The sequence below is a fragment of the Pseudomonas corrugata genome (assembly GCF_050920615.1).
Classification (GTDB): Bacteria; Pseudomonadota; Gammaproteobacteria; order Pseudomonadales; family Pseudomonadaceae; genus Aquipseudomonas; species Aquipseudomonas corrugata.
On the sequence record NZ_CP130434.1, the window covers coordinates 4,747,331 to 4,762,891 of the forward strand.

General features: G+C 61.2%; 11 protein-coding genes and 3 pseudogenes. 12 read left to right on the forward strand and 2 right to left on the reverse strand.

Annotated elements, in window-relative coordinates; translation table 11 throughout:
* The first annotated feature begins 342 nt into the window (after positions 1-342).
* The 12 genes and pseudogenes from QZH45_RS20940 (at position 343) to QZH45_RS20995 (ending at position 13,776) form a co-directional block, all read left to right on the forward strand.
* The gene (locus tag QZH45_RS20940; RefSeq protein ID WP_432783502.1) at positions 343-672 is read left to right on the forward strand and encodes a DUF485 domain-containing protein; all 330 of its coding nucleotides are present in this window, start codon (positions 343-345) and stop codon (positions 670-672) included.
* Complete coding sequence (locus QZH45_RS20945) at positions 669-2,318, forward strand: cation acetate symporter (protein WP_432783503.1); 1,650 nt, start codon at positions 669-671, stop codon at positions 2,316-2,318. Before QZH45_RS20940 ends, QZH45_RS20945 begins: the two co-directional genes overlap by 4 nt.
* Before the next feature lie 175 nt (positions 2,319-2,493).
* The gene (locus QZH45_RS20950; RefSeq protein WP_432783504.1) at positions 2,494-3,744 is read left to right on the forward strand and encodes an OprD family porin; all 1,251 of its coding nucleotides are present in this window, start codon (positions 2,494-2,496) and stop codon (positions 3,742-3,744) included.
* 350 nt (positions 3,745-4,094) lie between these two features.
* The gene (locus QZH45_RS20955) at positions 4,095-5,798 is read left to right on the forward strand and encodes an AMP-binding protein (RefSeq protein ID WP_432783505.1); all 1,704 of its coding nucleotides are present in this window, start codon (positions 4,095-4,097) and stop codon (positions 5,796-5,798) included.
* A 102-nt stretch (positions 5,799-5,900) separates the two neighbouring features.
* Positions 5,901-7,409: a CoA-acylating methylmalonate-semialdehyde dehydrogenase gene (locus QZH45_RS20960; protein ID WP_432783506.1), complete on the forward strand. Its 1,509-nt coding sequence runs from the start codon at positions 5,901-5,903 to the stop codon at positions 7,407-7,409.
* A 45-nt stretch (positions 7,410-7,454) separates the two neighbouring features.
* Positions 7,455-8,228: an enoyl-CoA hydratase gene (locus QZH45_RS20965; RefSeq protein ID WP_432783507.1), complete on the forward strand. Its 774-nt coding sequence runs from the start codon at positions 7,455-7,457 to the stop codon at positions 8,226-8,228.
* Positions 8,229-8,253: 25 nt separating this feature from the next.
* A complete protein-coding gene (mmsB, locus tag QZH45_RS20970) occupies positions 8,254-9,144 on the forward strand; it encodes a 3-hydroxyisobutyrate dehydrogenase (RefSeq protein WP_432783508.1) in 891 nt (296 codons plus the stop codon).
* A 2-nt stretch (positions 9,145-9,146) separates the two neighbouring features.
* Positions 9,147-10,235 (forward strand): enoyl-CoA hydratase/isomerase family protein, encoded by a 1,089-nt coding sequence (locus QZH45_RS20975; protein ID WP_432783509.1) that lies wholly within the window; start codon positions 9,147-9,149, stop codon positions 10,233-10,235.
* 18 nt (positions 10,236-10,253) lie between these two features.
* On the forward strand, positions 10,254-11,405 hold the full coding sequence (locus tag QZH45_RS20980; RefSeq protein WP_432783510.1) for an acyl-CoA dehydrogenase family protein: 1,152 nt from the start codon (positions 10,254-10,256) through the stop codon (positions 11,403-11,405).
* Between the two features lie 155 nt (positions 11,406-11,560).
* Positions 11,561-12,241, forward strand: a pseudogene (locus QZH45_RS20985) (cache domain-containing protein); the annotation flags it as partial.
* 123 nt (positions 12,242-12,364) lie between these two features.
* Complete coding sequence (locus QZH45_RS20990; RefSeq protein WP_432783804.1) at positions 12,365-13,099, forward strand: methyl-accepting chemotaxis protein; 735 nt, start codon at positions 12,365-12,367, stop codon at positions 13,097-13,099.
* The gene (locus QZH45_RS20995) at positions 13,096-13,776 is read left to right on the forward strand and encodes a TetR/AcrR family transcriptional regulator (RefSeq protein ID WP_432783511.1); all 681 of its coding nucleotides are present in this window, start codon (positions 13,096-13,098) and stop codon (positions 13,774-13,776) included. The genes QZH45_RS20990 and QZH45_RS20995 overlap by 4 nt, the downstream gene beginning before the upstream one ends.
* 384 nt (positions 13,777-14,160) lie before the next feature.
* Here QZH45_RS20995 and QZH45_RS21000 read toward each other — a convergent pair.
* A pseudogene (locus QZH45_RS21000) lies at positions 14,161-14,433 on the reverse strand (methyl-accepting chemotaxis protein); the annotation flags it as partial.
* Positions 14,434-14,445: 12 nt separating this feature from the next.
* Positions 14,446-15,441: pseudogene (locus QZH45_RS21005) on the reverse strand (PAS domain-containing protein); the annotation flags it as partial.
* Positions 15,442-15,561: the final 120 nt, after the last annotated feature.

The window sequence follows — 15,561 nt, forward strand, 5'->3', positions numbered from 1 at the left end:
CGTTTTCAGGCCAGGAAAGCCCCCCACCCGAATAATAAATATCGAGGGCTGACAGCATGAGCGGATGGACAAACACCAGCTTGCACGCCGGACACACGCAGCTGCGCAACAGCGCAATCGCGGCCACGGTTCTCATCTGCCATTGGCCCGATCCGCAGCTCGGCGCGCAGCGGAAGCACCCACCCGCCTGCACCGCACTCAAGCCGCCGCAAGGTCATCCGGGCGGCAGTAACTCCAGCACATCAGCATTCAGGTAGCGTCCCGCATCGGGTCGCTGCCCGAATACCCGTACGCCCCTCAAAAGACCGAACAACAAAAAAACTAGAAAAGCGGAGCCTCACCATGACGACAGACCATCCGAACCACGCCCAGACCTGTGCCCTGGTCAGGGCCAATCCCAAGTTCCAACGCCTTGCTCGCCAACGTGCGCTGCTGGCCTGGACACTGAGCGCCGCGGTCCTGACCATCTACTACAGCTTCATCATGGTGGTGGCTTTTGTCCCTGCCTGGCTGCACCTGCCGCTGTACGACGGCAGCCACCTCAGTCTCGGCATGCCAATCGGCGTGACGATCATCCTGTTGTCCTGGCTACTCACCGCCTGGTACGTCCACAGAGCCAACACCCACTTCGACGTGCTCAGCTCGCAGATCCTCCAGGAGTCCCGCGCATGAAACGCCTGCCCGCCCTTCTCGCCCTTTGCCCTCTGCTGGTCAATGCCGACACCATCACCGCAGAGAAGCAACCGCTCAACCTGCATGCTATCGGCATGTTCTTCGTCTTCGTCCTTGCCACGTTGCTGATCACTTGGTGGGCGTCCCGCCGCACACGCTCCGCTGCCGATTTCTACAGCGCCGGTGGCGGTATCACCGGCTTCCAGAATGGCCTGGCCATCGCTGGTGACTACATGTCGGCGGCCACTCTGCTGGGCCTGTCGAGCCTGGTGTTTGCCAAGGGCTACGACGGCTTCGTCTACATCATCGGCTTCTTCGTCGGCTGGCCCATCGTCACCTTCCTGATGGCCGAGCGCTTGCGCAACCTGGGGCGCTATACCTTCGCCGACATCGTCTCCTACCGCCTCGATCAGACCCGCGTGCGCAGCTTCGCCGCCCTCGGTTCGCTGACCGTGGTGTGCTGCTATCTGGTGGTGCAGATGGTCGGTGCCGGTCAACTGATCAAACTGCTGTTCGGTCTCGACTACCGCACTGCGGTGGTGGTCGTCGGACTGTTGATGCTGGTCTATGTGATCTTCGGCGGCATGCTCGCCACCACCTGGGTACAGATCACCAAGGCGGTCCTGCTGCTGGCGGGCGGCACCACCCTGGTGCTGATGGCCTTGAGTCGCTTCGACTTCAGCTTCGAGACGCTGGCCGCCCAGGCAGTGGCCGTGCATGCCAGCGGCGTGCAGATCATGGGCCCGGGCACCTTGCTGGCCGACCCGATCAACGCGGTGTCCTTATCCCTTGGACTGGTCTTCGGCATTGCCGGCCTGCCGCACATCCTGATGCGCTTCTTCACGGTACCCAATGCCAAGGAGGCGCGTAAATCGGTGCTGTTCGCCACGGTGTTCATCGGTTTCTTCTTCCTCGTGGTCTGCGTCCTGGGCTATACCGCCATCGTCATCGTCGGCACGGATCCTCAGTTCTACGTCGATGGTAAGCTCGGCGGGGTCATGATTGGCGGCAGTAATATGGTGGCCATGCATCTGGCGAAGGCGGTAGGCGGCAACCTGTTTCTCGGCTTCCTCTCTGCCGTGGCTTTCGCCACTATTCTCGCGGTGGTGGCGGGCCTGGCCCTGGCCGGTGCCTCGGCCATCTCCCATGACCTTTACGCCTCGGTATTCAAGAAGGGCTGCGCCGACGAGAAACAGGAAATGCGCGTGTCGCACATCGCCACCATCTGCCTGGGCATCGTTGCGATTGCCCTCGGCATTCTGTTCGAGGGCCAGAACATCGCCTTCCTGGTCGGCCTGACGTTCGGCATCGCCGCCTCGGCGAATTTCCCGGTACTGATCATGGCCATGTACTGGGGCGGCCTGACCACCCGCGGCGCCCTCTATGGCGGCCTGACCGGCCTGCTCAGCGCACTGGCCCTGGTGATCGGCTCGCCGTCGGTGTGGGTCGGAGTACTGGGGCATGCCCAGGCGCTTTTCCCTTACGACCAGCCGGCGCTGTTCTCCATGCCACTGGCCTTCCTGGTCATAGTGGTCGCTTCCAGGCTTGACCGCAGCGAACGCGCCGACCGCGAACGCGCTGCCTATGCCGACCAGTTCGTGCGTGCCCAGACCGGCCTTGGAGCCGCCATGGCCAGCAGTCACTGACGCTGAAGTTTTTACGGGGTCTGTGCCCCGAGCGCGAGTTCGCCCCTTAGCACCGCGCTTTTTTACTCCCGCCCCGCGCTGGGCACCTCCAACGAGCCTTGCCTCCACTGGCCCCGGTCAGTGCGGGATCGGCTTGCTCATAACAACACGTCCTCATAACAACAAGAGACAAGCAATGAAACCCACCCTTTTCACACTGTTCCTGGCGGGCACCAGCTTGGCCACCCAAGTCCATGCCGACTTCCTCGCAGACAGCAAGGCCAGCCTGGAACTGCGCAACTTCTACTTCAACCGGGATTATCGTCAGACCAATGCCCCACAATCCAAGCAAGAGGAATGGGCGCAAGGTTTTCTGCTGCGCTACGAATCCGGCTTCACAGACGGGCTGATCGGCTTCGGTGTCGATACCATTGGCCTGGTCGGAGTCAAACTCGATTCCAGCCCGGATCGCGCTGGGTCTGGCTTGCTGGAACGCCATAGAGATACCAGCAAAGGTGCCCAGGACGAATACGGGGAACTAGGCTTGACCGCCAAAATGCGCGCCTCCAAAACCACGCTGAAACTCGGAACGTTGCTGCCCAAGTTGCCGACCGTACTGGCCAACGATTCGCGACTGTTGCCGCAGACCTTCGAGGGCGGTCAACTGACCTCGCTGGAGATCGAAGGCCTGACCGTCGACGGCGGACGCCTGAAGCAGGTCAATCATCGCGATTCCACCGACTACGAAGACATGACCATCACCAAGACCGGCGCCAAAGGCATCCTCACGCCGAATCCGACCAGCGACAGCTTCGACTTCGCGAGCCTCAACTACAAATGGACCAGCAACCTCGCCACCGGCTACAGCTATGGCCATCTTGACAACCTCTATAGCCAGCACCTGGTCAACCTGACCTACGTGCTGCCGGTGACTGCGGGCCAGTCGTTCAAAAGTGACCTGCGCTTCGCCCGCTCCACCAACGATGGCGGCAGCAACGTCGATAATAAAGCGCTGGGCGCCATGTTCACCTACACCCTCGGCGGGCATGCGTTCGGCCTGGGTTATCAGGGCATGAGCGGCGACACCGGCTACGCCTACGTCAACGGCACCGATGCGTTCCTGGTGAACTTCGTGCAGATCGGCGACTTCGCCAGCAAGGACGAAAAGTCCTGGCAGGCGCGCTACGACTACAACTTTGCGGCCATTGGCATTCCGGGCCTGACCTTCATGACCCGCTACCTCAGCGGCGACAACATCGATCTGGGCGGCAACCGCCCGCAAGGCAAGGAATGGGAACGGGATACCGACATTGGCTATGTCGTACAGAGCGGCCCGCTAAAAAATGTCGGGGTGAAGTGGCGCGACGCGACAGTGCGCTCGACCAATTTCGGCAGTGACCTGGATGAAAACCGCCTGATCCTCAGCTACACCCTGCCGCTCTGGTAAATCCCCTGTAAGACCGGGGCCGCTCGCGTCGCCTGACGGTGCGAGTGGCCCTCTTCCAACGCACCGCCACTATGATTTTTTTGCACAACGCACCGGTTTTTATGAGCATACTTAATTTATTTTTGCATGCATATACTGGCTCAAGCGCCTAGTCATGAACCAGGCCAGACCCAACAAAAACAAACAAGGGCATACACCGTGAAAACATCCATGCTTGCCGCCGTCTCCCCGTTATCCGGTACCTGCACGCGTCTCGTACGCATTGCTGCCAGCAGCGAAGCCCGCCTCGCCGCCTGACCATCCCGCACCCGTTACCGCGCCGATCGCCCCCGCGATTGATGGAGACTTTAATGAACAGCAACTGCCAACCCTTCCTCGACGCTCGAGACTTCCTGCTGGCCCACCGTACCGATTACGCCACTGCCACGCGGGACTTCCGCTGGCCGCAGCTAAACGAGTTCAACTGGGCACTGGATTACTTTGATGCGATGGCCGAAGGCAACCAAGCCAACGCCCTGTGGATAGTCGAAGAAGACGGCAGCGAACAGCGCTACAGCTTCGAGCAACTGGCCTTGCGCTCCAATCAGGTGGCCAACCACTTGCGTGCACTTGGCGTGCGCCGCGGCGAGCGCATCCTGCTGATGCTCGGTAATGACGTCGCCCTGTGGGAAACCATGCTAGCCGCCTTTAAACTTGGCGCCGTGGTTATCCCCGCCACCGCCCTGTTGACCCCGGATGATCTGCGCGACCGCATTGAGCGCGGCCAGGTGCGCCACCTCGTGGTCGGCGGCGCCCATGTCGACAAGTTCGTCGGCCTGGGTGAAGGCTGCAGCCGAATTTGCGTCGGTCCGGGCCCCGCCGGCTGGACCCCGCACAGCGCCGCCAGCGAATACTCCGAGCAGTTCGAAGTCCAGGGCTGCACCCTGGCCACTGACCCGATGCTGCTGTACTTCACCTCTGGCACCACCTCCAAGCCGAAGATGGTGCTGCACAGTCACCAGAGCTACCCGGTGGGCCACCTGTCGACCATGTACTGGATCGGCCTGCAGCCGGGTGACCTGCACTTGAACATCTCGTCACCGGGCTGGGCCAAGCATGCGTGGAGCTGCCTCTTCGCACCGTGGAACGCCGGCGCCTGCATCTTCATTCACAACGTCGCGCGTTTCAGCGCCCCGGCCCTGCTCGGCGTGCTGGAGCGCTACGGTGTCACCAGCCTGTGTGCACCACCTACCGTATGGCGCATGCTGATCCAGGAGGACCTGGCCAGTTACAAAGCGCGCTTGAACCTGCGTGAACTGGTGGGTGCCGGTGAGCCGCTGAACCCAGAGATCATCGAGCAGATCCTGCATGCCTGGGACTTGCCACTGCGTGACGGCTTCGGCCAGTCGGAAACCACCGCCCTGGTCGGCAACACACCCGGCCAACTGCTCAAACCCGGCTCCATGGGCCGTCCGCTGCCGGGTTACCGAGTGACCATGCTTGACCCCGATGGCGTAGCCGGCAATGAGGGTGAAGTAGCCCTGCCGCTGGACGTGCGACCACTCGGTCTAATGTTGTGCTACGAGGACAGCCCGGAAAAAACCGCCGAAGTGATGCGCGACGGTTACTACCGCACCGGTGATACCGCACAGATCGACGAAGAGGGCTACATCACCTTCGTCGGCCGTGCCGACGACGTGTTCAAGGCTTCCGACTACCGCATCAGCCCTTTCGAACTGGAAAGCGCGCTGATCGAACACCCGGCGGTGATGGAAGTGGCTGTGGTGCCGAGCCCTGATCCAGTGCGCCTGGCAGTGCCCAAGGCCTATCTGATCCTGGCCCATGACGCACCGGGCAGCTACGAACTCGCCGCCAACATCCTCGCCTTCGCCCGCGAGCATTTGGCGCCCTACAAGCGGGTGCGACGTATCGAATTCGTCAGCGAACTGCCCAAGACCATCTCGGGGAAGATTCGCCGGGTGGAGTTGCGGCAAATGGAAGTGCAGCGTCGTCAGGGCGACGCTCGAGGCCCGCAGGAATACTTCGAAGAAGACTTCCCGCACCTCAAGGGCTGAACCCGGGCCGGTAAGCCGGCCATTCTGAATTCAAACGCGACCGCTCGCCCAATCAGGCCGAGGGGCCTCACTCGACTCAAAAAAAGTAGACAGGACCCAAAAATGACCTCCTCCAGCATTCCTAGCGTCAAGCTTCTCATCAACGGCGAATTCGTCGAATCGCGCAGCACCCAATGGCGCGACGTGATCAACCCGGCTACCCAGGAAGTCCTGGCCCGCGTGCCCTTCGCCACCGCCGAAGAAATGAACGCCGCCGTGGCCAGCGCCAAGGAAGCCTTCAAAACCTGGCGCAAAACGCCGATTGGCGTCCGCTCCCGGATCTTCTTCAAATATCAGCAACTGATCCGCGAAAACATCAAAGAACTGGCAGCACTGCTCACCGCCGAACAGGGCAAAACCCTGCCGGACGCAGAAGGTGATGTGTTCCGCGGGCTAGAGGTCGTTGAGCACGCAACCGCCATCGGCAATCTTCAGATGGGCGAATTGGCCAACAACGTGGCCAACGGCGTCGACACCTACACCCTGATGCAGCCGCTGGGCGTGTGCGCCGGCATCACCCCGTTCAACTTCCCGGCGATGATCCCGTTGTGGATGTTCCCGATGGCCATCGCCACCGGCAACACCTTCATCCTCAAGCCGTCCGAGCAGGATCCGCTGGTGACCATGCGCCTGGTGGAACTGGCGATCGAGGCCGGTGTACCGAAGGGAGTGCTCAACGTCATCCACGGTGGCGTCGACGCGGTGAACTTGATCTGCGACCACCCGGACATCAAGGCCGTATCCTTCGTCGGTTCGACCAAGGTCGGCACACACGTCTACAACCGCGCTACCCAGAATGGCAAGCGTGCACAGTGCATGATGGGCGCGAAGAACCATGCCATTGTCCTGCCCGACGCCAACAAACAGCAGACCCTGAACAACCTGCTGGGTGCTTCCTTTGGCGCTGCGGGCCAGCGCTGCATGGCTCTGCCAGTGGTGATCCTGGTCGGTGAAGCGCAGGCCTGGTTGCCGGACCTGATCGAGCGAACCAAGACCCTCAAGATTAATGGTGGCACCGAACCAGGCACCGACATCGGCCCGGTGATCTCCTGCGCGGCTCTGGATCGCGTCAACAGCCTGATCGCCAGCGGCATTGCAGAAGGCGCCACGCTCGAACTGGATGGACGTAACCCAAGCGTGCCTGGCTATGAGGATGGCAACTTCGTCGGCCCAACTATCTTCTCCGGCGTCACCGCACAAATGTCCGTGTACCGCGAAGAAATCTTCGGCCCGGTGCTGTGCGTCATGCATGCCGCCAGCCTGAGCGAGGCGATCGAGATCATCAACGCCAACCCGAACGGCAACGGTACCGCCCTGTTCACCCGCTCCGGCGCTGCCGCCCGTCACTTCCAGGAAGAGATCGACGTCGGCCAGGTGGGCATCAACGTGCCGATCCCGGTGCCGGTCCCGCTGTTTTCCTTCTCTGGTTCCCGTGCCTCCAAACTGGGCGACTTGGGTCCCTACGGCAAGCAGGTGGTGACCTTCTACACCCAGACCAAGACGGTCACCCAGCGCTGGTTCGATGAAGACGACACCAGCGGTGCGGTAAACACCACCATCACCCTGAAATGACCTTTGCTGGCCGGCGCCAAGCGCCGGCCAGTCAGGAGCTGAAAGATGCAATACCAAACTGTACTGGTCGATGTGCAACAGCGCGTGGGCCTGATCACCCTTAACCGGCCACAGGCGCTCAACGCGCTGAACAGCCAATTGATCGCCGAACTGAACCAGGCACTTGATCGCCTGGAGGCCGACCCTGAAATCGGCTGCCTGGTCATCACCGGATCCACCAAGGCCTTTGCCGCGGGTGCTGACATCAAAGAGATGGCCGCGCTGAGTTATCCGCAGATCTATCTGGACGATTTCTTCGCGACCGCCGACCGCATCGGCGCCCGGAGCAAGCCAATGATTGCCGCAGTGGCTGGCTACGCGTTGGGTGGCGGTTGCGAGTTGGCGCTGATGTGCGACTTCATCTATGCCGCCGATAACGCCCGCTTCGGCCTGCCGGAACTGAACCTGGGTGTGATCCCCGGTATCGGTGGCACCCAGCGCCTGAGCCGCGCCGTAGGCAAGTCCAAGGCTATGGAGATGTGCCTGACTGGTCGCCAACTCGGCGCCGAGGAAGCTGAGCGCGCCAATCTGGTGGCCCGTGTTTTCCCCGCCGCAGAGTTGCTGGAACGAACCCTGGAAATCGCCCGCGGCATTGCCGGCAAGTCGCTGCCAGCAGCCATGATGATCAAGGAATGCGTCAACCGCGCCGAAGAGATCAGCCTCACCGAAGGCGTACGTTTCGAGCGCCGGCTGTTCCATTCGCTGTTTGCCAGCCACGACCAAAAGGAAGGCATGCAAGCCTTCGTCGACAAGCGCGTGCCGAATTTCCTGCACCGCTGAACCCAACTCGCAAAAGGTAGCCATCATGCATATCGGATTTCTCGGCCTCGGCAATATGGGCGGCCCAATGGCCCGCAACCTGCTCAAGGCTGGCCACAGCCTGACCGTTTTCGATCCCTTCCCCCAGGCGGTCGCCACTCTGGTGGAGGCCGGCGCCAGCGCCGCCGACTCCCCCGCCGCCGTGGCCAAGGCCGGGGTTGAGGTGATCATCACCATGCTGCCGACCGCCGAGCACGTGAAGCAGGTCTATCGCGGCAAGGATGGCCTGCTGGCCAATATTGGCCAAGGCGTGCTCTTGATTGACAGCTCGACTATCGACCCGCTGAGCACCCGCGAGGTGGCCAAATACGCCCTTGCCCAAGGCAACCCGATGCTCGACGCGCCGGTATCCGGCGGCACCGGCGGTGCGGCGGCAGGCACCCTGACCTTTATGGTCGGTGGCCCGGACAGCGTATTCGACCAGGCCTTGCCGATCCTCTCGGCGATGGGCAAGAACATCGTGCATTGCGGCGCAGCAGGCAACGGCCAAGTGGCCAAGATCGCCAATAACATGCTGCTCGGCATCTCCATGGTCGGCGTCGCCGAAGCCATGGCCCTGGGTGTAGCCCTCGGGATGGACGCCAAGGTGCTGGCCGGGATCATCAATACCTCCAGCGGCCGCTGCTGGAGCTCGGAGGTCAACAACCCGTTCCCGGGCGTACTGGAAAACGCGCCGGCCTCACGGGGCTACAGCGGCGGCTTTGGCAGCGACCTGATGCTCAAGGACCTGGGCCTGGCCACAGAAGCGGCCAGGCACGCGCGTCAACCGGTGGCGCTCGGTGCTGTAGCCCAACAGCTGTACCAGACCTTCAGCCTGCAAGGTAACGGCGGCCTGGACTTCTCCGCCATCATCAACCTGTTCCGCGGAGAAGCCTGAGCATGAGCGAGCAGCAAGCCCCAGTGCTGGCCAGCGTGCGTAACCGCATCGGCCACCTGACACTGAATCGGCCAAAAGCGTTGAACACCCTGGACCTGCCCACGGTGCGCCTGCTCTGCCGGCACCTGTGGGCTTGGGAGCAGGACCCGGAGATTGTCGCCGTGACCCTGCGCGGTGCTGGCGAAAAGGCCTTCTGTGCCGGTGGCGATATCCGCATGCTGTACGACAGTCACAAAGCCGGCGACAACCAGCATGAGCTGTTTCTCGAAGAAGAGTACGCCCTGGATGAGTACCTGCACGGCTACACCAAGCCAGTGCTGGCACTGCTCGATGGTTTCGTCCTCGGCGGCGGCATGGGCTTGGCCCAGGCCGCCTCGTTACGGGTGATCACCGAGCGCACGCGGATGGGCATGCCGGAAGTCGGCATCGGTTTTTTCCCCGATGTCGGTGGCAGCTATTTCCTCCCGCGTTTGCCAGGTGAACTAGGCACCTATCTGGGCATCACCGGCTGCCAGGTGCGTGCCGCCGATGCCCTCTATGCGAACCTTGCCGACTACTACCTGCCCAGCGAACGACTGGCCGAACTGGATGCCAGAATCGACCATTTAATCTGGACCGCTGCACCCGCCGAAGACTTGCAGGACCTGCTCTCCGACATGGCCACCGAGCGTCTGGCCGGGTCCGAGCTCAAGGCCTGTCGCCAGGCAATCGATGAATATTTCGCCTTGCCCGATCTCATGGCTATTCGCAGCGCGCTGCAGCACGAACAACGTCCTGAGCTGCAAGACTGGGCCGAACAAACGGTCAAGCTTCTCGACAACCGCTCGCCGCTGGCGATGGCCACAACCCTTGAGTTGTTGCGTCGTGGTCGTTACCTGAGCCTGGCCGAGTGCTTCGCCTTGGAGCTGCACCTCGACTACCAGTGGTTCGACAAGGGCGACCTGATGGAGGGTGTGCGCGCCCTGATCATCGACAAGGACAAGCGCCCACGCTGGAACCCGCCAACCCTTGCAGAGCTGGTACCTGCCCGGGTGCAGGCCTTCTTCAACGACTTTCAACGCGCCTGCGGCAAGCCCGTACGCACCGCCTGATCGGCAGGAGACTTTACAATGCACGATATCGAGTTGACTGAAGAGCAACGCATGATCCGCGACATGGCGCGCGACTTCGCCCGCAGCGAAGTCGCGCCGCATGCCCAAGCCTGGGAGAAAGCCGGCTGGATCGATGACGCGGTGGTGGCGCAGATGGGCGAGCTGGGCCTGCTGGGCATGGTTGTACCGGACACCTGGGGCGGCAGTTATACCGATTATGTGGCCTACGCTCTGGCTGTAGAAGAAATCTCGGCCGGCGATGGTGCCCTCGGCGCGCTGATGAGCATCCACAACTCAGTGGGCTGCGGCCCGCTACTCAAATACGGTACCCCCGCCCAGCAAGACAGCTGGCTGCCGCTTCTGGTCAGTGGTCAAGCGATCGGCTGTTTCTGTCTAACCGAACCACAGGCCGGCTCCGAGGCGCACAACCTGCGCACCCGTGCCGAACTGCGCGACGGTCAGTGGATTCTCAACGGTGCCAAGCAGTTCGTCAGCAACGGGGAGCGGGCCAAGCTGGCCATTGTCTTTGCTGTCACTGATGCGGAGCTGGGCAAGAAAGGGCTGTCGGCCTTCCTGGTCCCCACTGACAACTCCGGATTCGTGGTCGACCGACGCGAACACAAGATGGGGATCAAGGCCTCCGATACCTGCGCGGTGACCTTGAACAACTGCACCGTTCCCGAAGCCAACCTGTTGGGTGAACGCGGCAAAGGCCTGGCCATTGCCCTGTCCAACCTCGAGGGCGGTCGCATCGGCATCGCCGCCCAAGCCCTGGGTATCGCTCGCGCCGCCTTCGAGGCTGCCCTTGGCTATGCCCGCGAACGCATCCAGTTCGGCAAGCCGATCATCGAGCACCAAAGCGTGTCCAACCTGCTCGCCGACATGCACACCCAACTCAACGCCAGCCGGATGCTGATACTCCATGCGGCGCGCCTGAAAAGTGCCGCACAACCGTGTCTGTCCGAAGCCTCCCAGGCCAAACTATTCGCCTCGGAAATGGCCGAACGCGTGTGCTCCAGTGCCATTCAGATCCATGGCGGCTACGGCTACCTGGAGGATTACCCGGTGGAGCGTTACTACCGCGACGCGCGTATCACTCAGATCTACGAAGGCTCCAGTGAGGTCCAGCGCCTGGTGATCGCCCGCGAACTGAGTCACTACGCGCTCTGACCCCCTCCAGCCGGACGCGCCTGCCGCGTCCGGACTTCACTGTATTCCCTCTCGCGGAGTTGCCGATGTTCGGCTTGCGCAATATTTCCATTAGCCGCCGCCTGTGGCTAATCTTGCTGGCATCCATCCTGATGCTGATAGTGCTCGCCGGCCTGATGCTCAAGCAGAGCCATGACGACCTGTATGCGGCCAAGGCGCTAAAAACCCGCCACGTGGTCGAGACCGCCAGCGGCATCCTGCGCCACTTCCAAAGCCTGGAAGGCCAGGAGCTGAGTCGTGAGCAGGCGCAGCAACAGGCCATCGCAGTGATGCGTGATTTGCGCTACGAGCGCGAGGATTACTTCTGGCTCGAAGATCTCGACACACGCATGGTCATGCACCCCAATGCCAAACTCGAGGGTAAGCGCATGGCTGGTACACGCGATCCTGACGGCAAGGCGTTGTTCGAGGAAATGGTCGCCGTGGCCAAACGCGATGGCGCGGGGCTGGTGCACTACCGCTGGCCCAAACCGGGAACCGATGCGCCAGTGGAGAAGGTTTCCTACGTCGAATTGTTCAAGCCTTGGGGTTGGATTGTCGGATCAGGCATTTACATCGACGACGTGCAAGTCGAGTTCCGCCGCCAACTGATACAGGCCTTCGTCATACTGTTGACGATCGCCCTGCTGCTCAGCGCGCTGATCCTGCTGATTGCCCGCAGCATCGCCTCGCCGCTGGCGCAGGTGGTCGATGCCATGGAGAACATCGCCGGCGGCGAAGCCGACTTGACCCGCAATCTGGATAACCGCTGGCGCGACGAGCTGACTGCTCTGAGCGGCCACTTCAACGCGTTCACCAGCAAACTGCGCGCGGTGATCGGCCAGTCTATGCAGACAGCCAGTAGCCTGGACAAGGCCTCTCAAGCATTCGGCGAGATTGCCAGCGACAGCCAGCGCCACAACCAGCAGCAGTCACAGCAAATGGAACTGGTGGCCGCCGCCATTCACGAGGTGTCATACGCCGTGCAGGAAGTGGCGAAGAACGCCGAACACGCCGCCAACGAAGTACGCCAGGCCGATGAACAGGCACGCCAGGGCCAGCACAACATCGATAGCAGCCTGCACCAAATCAACCAGTTGTCCGAGACCATCGGCCAGGCCGTCGCTGTGATCCAGAGCCTGGCCCAGGAAAGCACCCAGATCGGCAGTGTGCTGGAAGTGATTCGTGCGATCGCCGAACAGACCAACCTGCTGGCGCTGAACGCCGCCATTGAGGCGGCGCGCGCTGGCGAGCAGGGTCGCGGCTTCGCCGTGGTGGCAGACGAGGTACGCCTGCTGGCCCAGCGCACCCAGCAGTCCACCGCGCAGATCCAGGGCATGATCGAGCGCCTGCAGGGCAATTCGGAGGCGGCGGTGAATGTCATCAATGCCAGCAGCGAAGCGGCTCAACAAACCGTGGAACAGGCACGCCAAACCGGTGAAAGCCTGCACCAGATCATCAGCGCGCTACGCAACCTCACCGAGTTGAACGCCTCGATCGCCAGTGCCACTCTGGAGCAGTCCCACGTGGTCGAGGACATCAACCAGAATGTCACCCGCGCAGCTTCGCTGGCCTACGAAAATGCCCAGGCAGCAGACCGGTCCAACGAGGCCAGCCAGCATTTGAGCGAAATGACGGGCCAGCTCAATCGGCTATTGGGGCAGTTTCGCGTATGAGGTGGACGAGCAAAATGCAGACCTCCAAATCCCTTTTTCCCACGCCTGTCGACGAAGAGCGCAACACACGCTACCTGGAAACGCGGCAAAAGGCGGTCGAGCTGTTCGCCATGCATGGTTTCAGCCGGGTCAGCATGCGCGACCTGGCCACTTGTCTGGGTATCACGGCCGGCTCCATCTACAACCACATCGATAGCAAAGAGGCACTTCTGTTCGAACTGATCGAGGAACTCTACGAAGCGCTGCTTGACGGCGCCAGCCTGGTGACCCGGCGCAAAACCGCCCCAACAGTGCGATTGCGAGGCCTGCTTGAGGCACACCTGCGGCTACACGAGCATATGCCCGCGCATTTCCGCCTGGCTGAGTATGACGTTCATTGTCTTAGCATCGAACAGCAAGCCTTGATTCTGACCCAACGCCGGCGCTACGAGGAGCATCTGGTGCAGACCATAGAGCAACTCACCGGTCAGCCGGCTGGCGCCACCCGGCGCGCGACCGTAAGCGGCATCGTTTCCCTGCTCAATCAACTGCCGGCCTGGGTTGGGGAGCCACAGATCGGCATCGGAGCACGGCGTAAGCTACTGCATGAGATGGTGATGAGTACTCTACGGGGTGCATTGCTAGCGACTCAGGCTCAGGCTTTAAACGCCAGCCCGACCCGACCCTACCGCTTATGAAGTAGCACCTACATGTTTTGGGAGCGGGCGCTTCGAGGGGCGACTCTGCAAAGGTGTCATCCCCGAGCGCCCTTTACGGTTTGTTAGTCGCTTCTTTCTCTTTTATTAACAAAAATATGCTCAGCTTGCAGCTGATCGTCAGGGTCTGTTTTACCAGACGGCTCTTAGACTTGACGGCAGTCATTCACGCATCACCCACCTCCACTGCACTTAAATAAGTACCTGATACCGATACCCTTAGCCGGCCGTTCATAAACGCTCGATTTTTTGTTTCTTACTCTCCACCGACTCCGATGTTTATCGATTCAAGTCGGGCCGGCCAATCCTAATAATGCACGCCCCACCATATACTCTAGCTACGCGGACTATGGGTCAGTAACGCTCCATCATTTCGGCTGCTTGCTGGGTCGCTTGACTGGTGCGGGTGGCCAGCTTGCGAACCTCGTCGGCGACTACAGCGAAGCCGCGTCCGGCTTCACCTGCTCTGGCGGCTTCGATAGCCGCGTTCAGAGCCAGCAGGTTGGTCTGGTTTGCGATACCCTGGATCGCGGCCACGATTTGCGTCAATTTGGTGAGATTCCCCTGTATGGTCTGGTGCTGCCTTTCTTGGGCCTCGCGCAATTGGCTTTCTTCGTGACTGGCATGAATGTCGGTAATAGCGCCAACTACGCGTAGCGGTGAGCCATCAGCCGCACGCCGGGTCTGGCCACGTCCGCGAAACCAGCGGTACTCGCCGCTCTTATGCCTGAGCCGGTAGGCAACATCGAACGGAGTCTTACCGGTACGGTCGTCAACATGGGCGATAAAGGCACTGATGGCAAACTGGCTGTCCTCGGGATGCAAGCGCGACGACCAACTATCTAGAGTGTTGGGAAACTCTTCAACTGTTTCGTAGCCGAGTAGGCGACGCATCTGAGAAGACCACCAAATGGCGTTCTTTGGATTTGCAGGATCGCCGGCCACCACCTCAATGTCCCATAGTCCATCGTGGAGCATCTCTCGGGAGATTTCGAAACGGGTGGCAGCCAGTGAGAGCTCCTCATCGTGCAAACGTTGCTCATGGATATCTCGCAAGGCACCGGCGATGGCCACTGGCGCGCCCTGGGCATCGCGGCGGGATTCACCGCTGATGCGACACCAGCGATAGCCGCCCTCACTAAGGGTCATTCGAACCTCCAGGGAGTAGGGTGTTCGACCGCTGCGGTCAGCCAGATGCCTAGAGAAACAATCGAGGTTACGCTGTCGGTCTTCTGGGTGCAGGCGTTCGCTCCAAAGGGCAAACTGATCAGGCAGTTGCACTTGTGTCGAAAGAGACCTCGACCACCACAGCGGACTGCTGGGGGCAGGGGTTATGGTAGAGCCCGGCTCCAGTTCCCAGAACAACTCGCCAGCGCCTTGGGCTGCAAGTTCCCAGCGTGCCTTCAGCCTTAGCAATTGAGTGTCACTCTCGGCAAGCTCAAGCACGAGCCGTTCCTGACTCTGGGTCAGGTTTTCCACTTGCGCCTGCAGGTCCCTCCGCTCGCCGAGCAGTCTTTCAACTCCCGCCAAGATCCGCTGAACCAACGCATCTGATGAGGGGAGCGGCGCGCCATAAATGTCAGGTTGATCCAATCTGTCGGCGAGTGGGGCCAATACATGACGGTAAATTCCGTTGAAGAAGGGCATGTAACACCTCTGAGTCCGTGAAGTTGAGGTTAGAGGCTAGAGGTTATGACAGGCCCTGCCCGGTCGCCTTGCCGAGCACAATGCGTCGATTGACGCATTGATGGGCCGCAACTGCTCGCG

Coding starts and splice junctions, on each gene's coding strand:
- QZH45_RS20980 (WP_432783510.1), top strand. CDS start 10,254: ATGCACGATATCGAGTTGACTGAAGAGCAACGCATGATCCGCGACATG.
- QZH45_RS20975 (WP_432783509.1), top strand. CDS start 9,147: ATGAGCGAGCAGCAAGCCCCAGTGCTGGCCAGCGTGCGTAACCGCATC.
- QZH45_RS20990 (WP_432783804.1), top strand. CDS start 12,365: ATGGAACTGGTGGCCGCCGCCATTCACGAGGTGTCATACGCCGTGCAG.
- QZH45_RS20940 (WP_432783502.1), top strand. CDS start 343: ATGACGACAGACCATCCGAACCACGCCCAGACCTGTGCCCTGGTCAGG.
- QZH45_RS20995 (WP_432783511.1), top strand. CDS start 13,096: ATGAGGTGGACGAGCAAAATGCAGACCTCCAAATCCCTTTTTCCCACG.
- QZH45_RS20965 (WP_432783507.1), top strand. CDS start 7,455: ATGCAATACCAAACTGTACTGGTCGATGTGCAACAGCGCGTGGGCCTG.
- QZH45_RS20955 (WP_432783505.1), top strand. CDS start 4,095: ATGAACAGCAACTGCCAACCCTTCCTCGACGCTCGAGACTTCCTGCTG.
- QZH45_RS20960 (WP_432783506.1), top strand. CDS start 5,901: ATGACCTCCTCCAGCATTCCTAGCGTCAAGCTTCTCATCAACGGCGAA.
- QZH45_RS20945 (WP_432783503.1), top strand. CDS start 669: ATGAAACGCCTGCCCGCCCTTCTCGCCCTTTGCCCTCTGCTGGTCAAT.
- mmsB (WP_432783508.1), top strand. CDS start 8,254: ATGCATATCGGATTTCTCGGCCTCGGCAATATGGGCGGCCCAATGGCC.
- QZH45_RS20950 (WP_432783504.1), top strand. CDS start 2,494: ATGAAACCCACCCTTTTCACACTGTTCCTGGCGGGCACCAGCTTGGCC.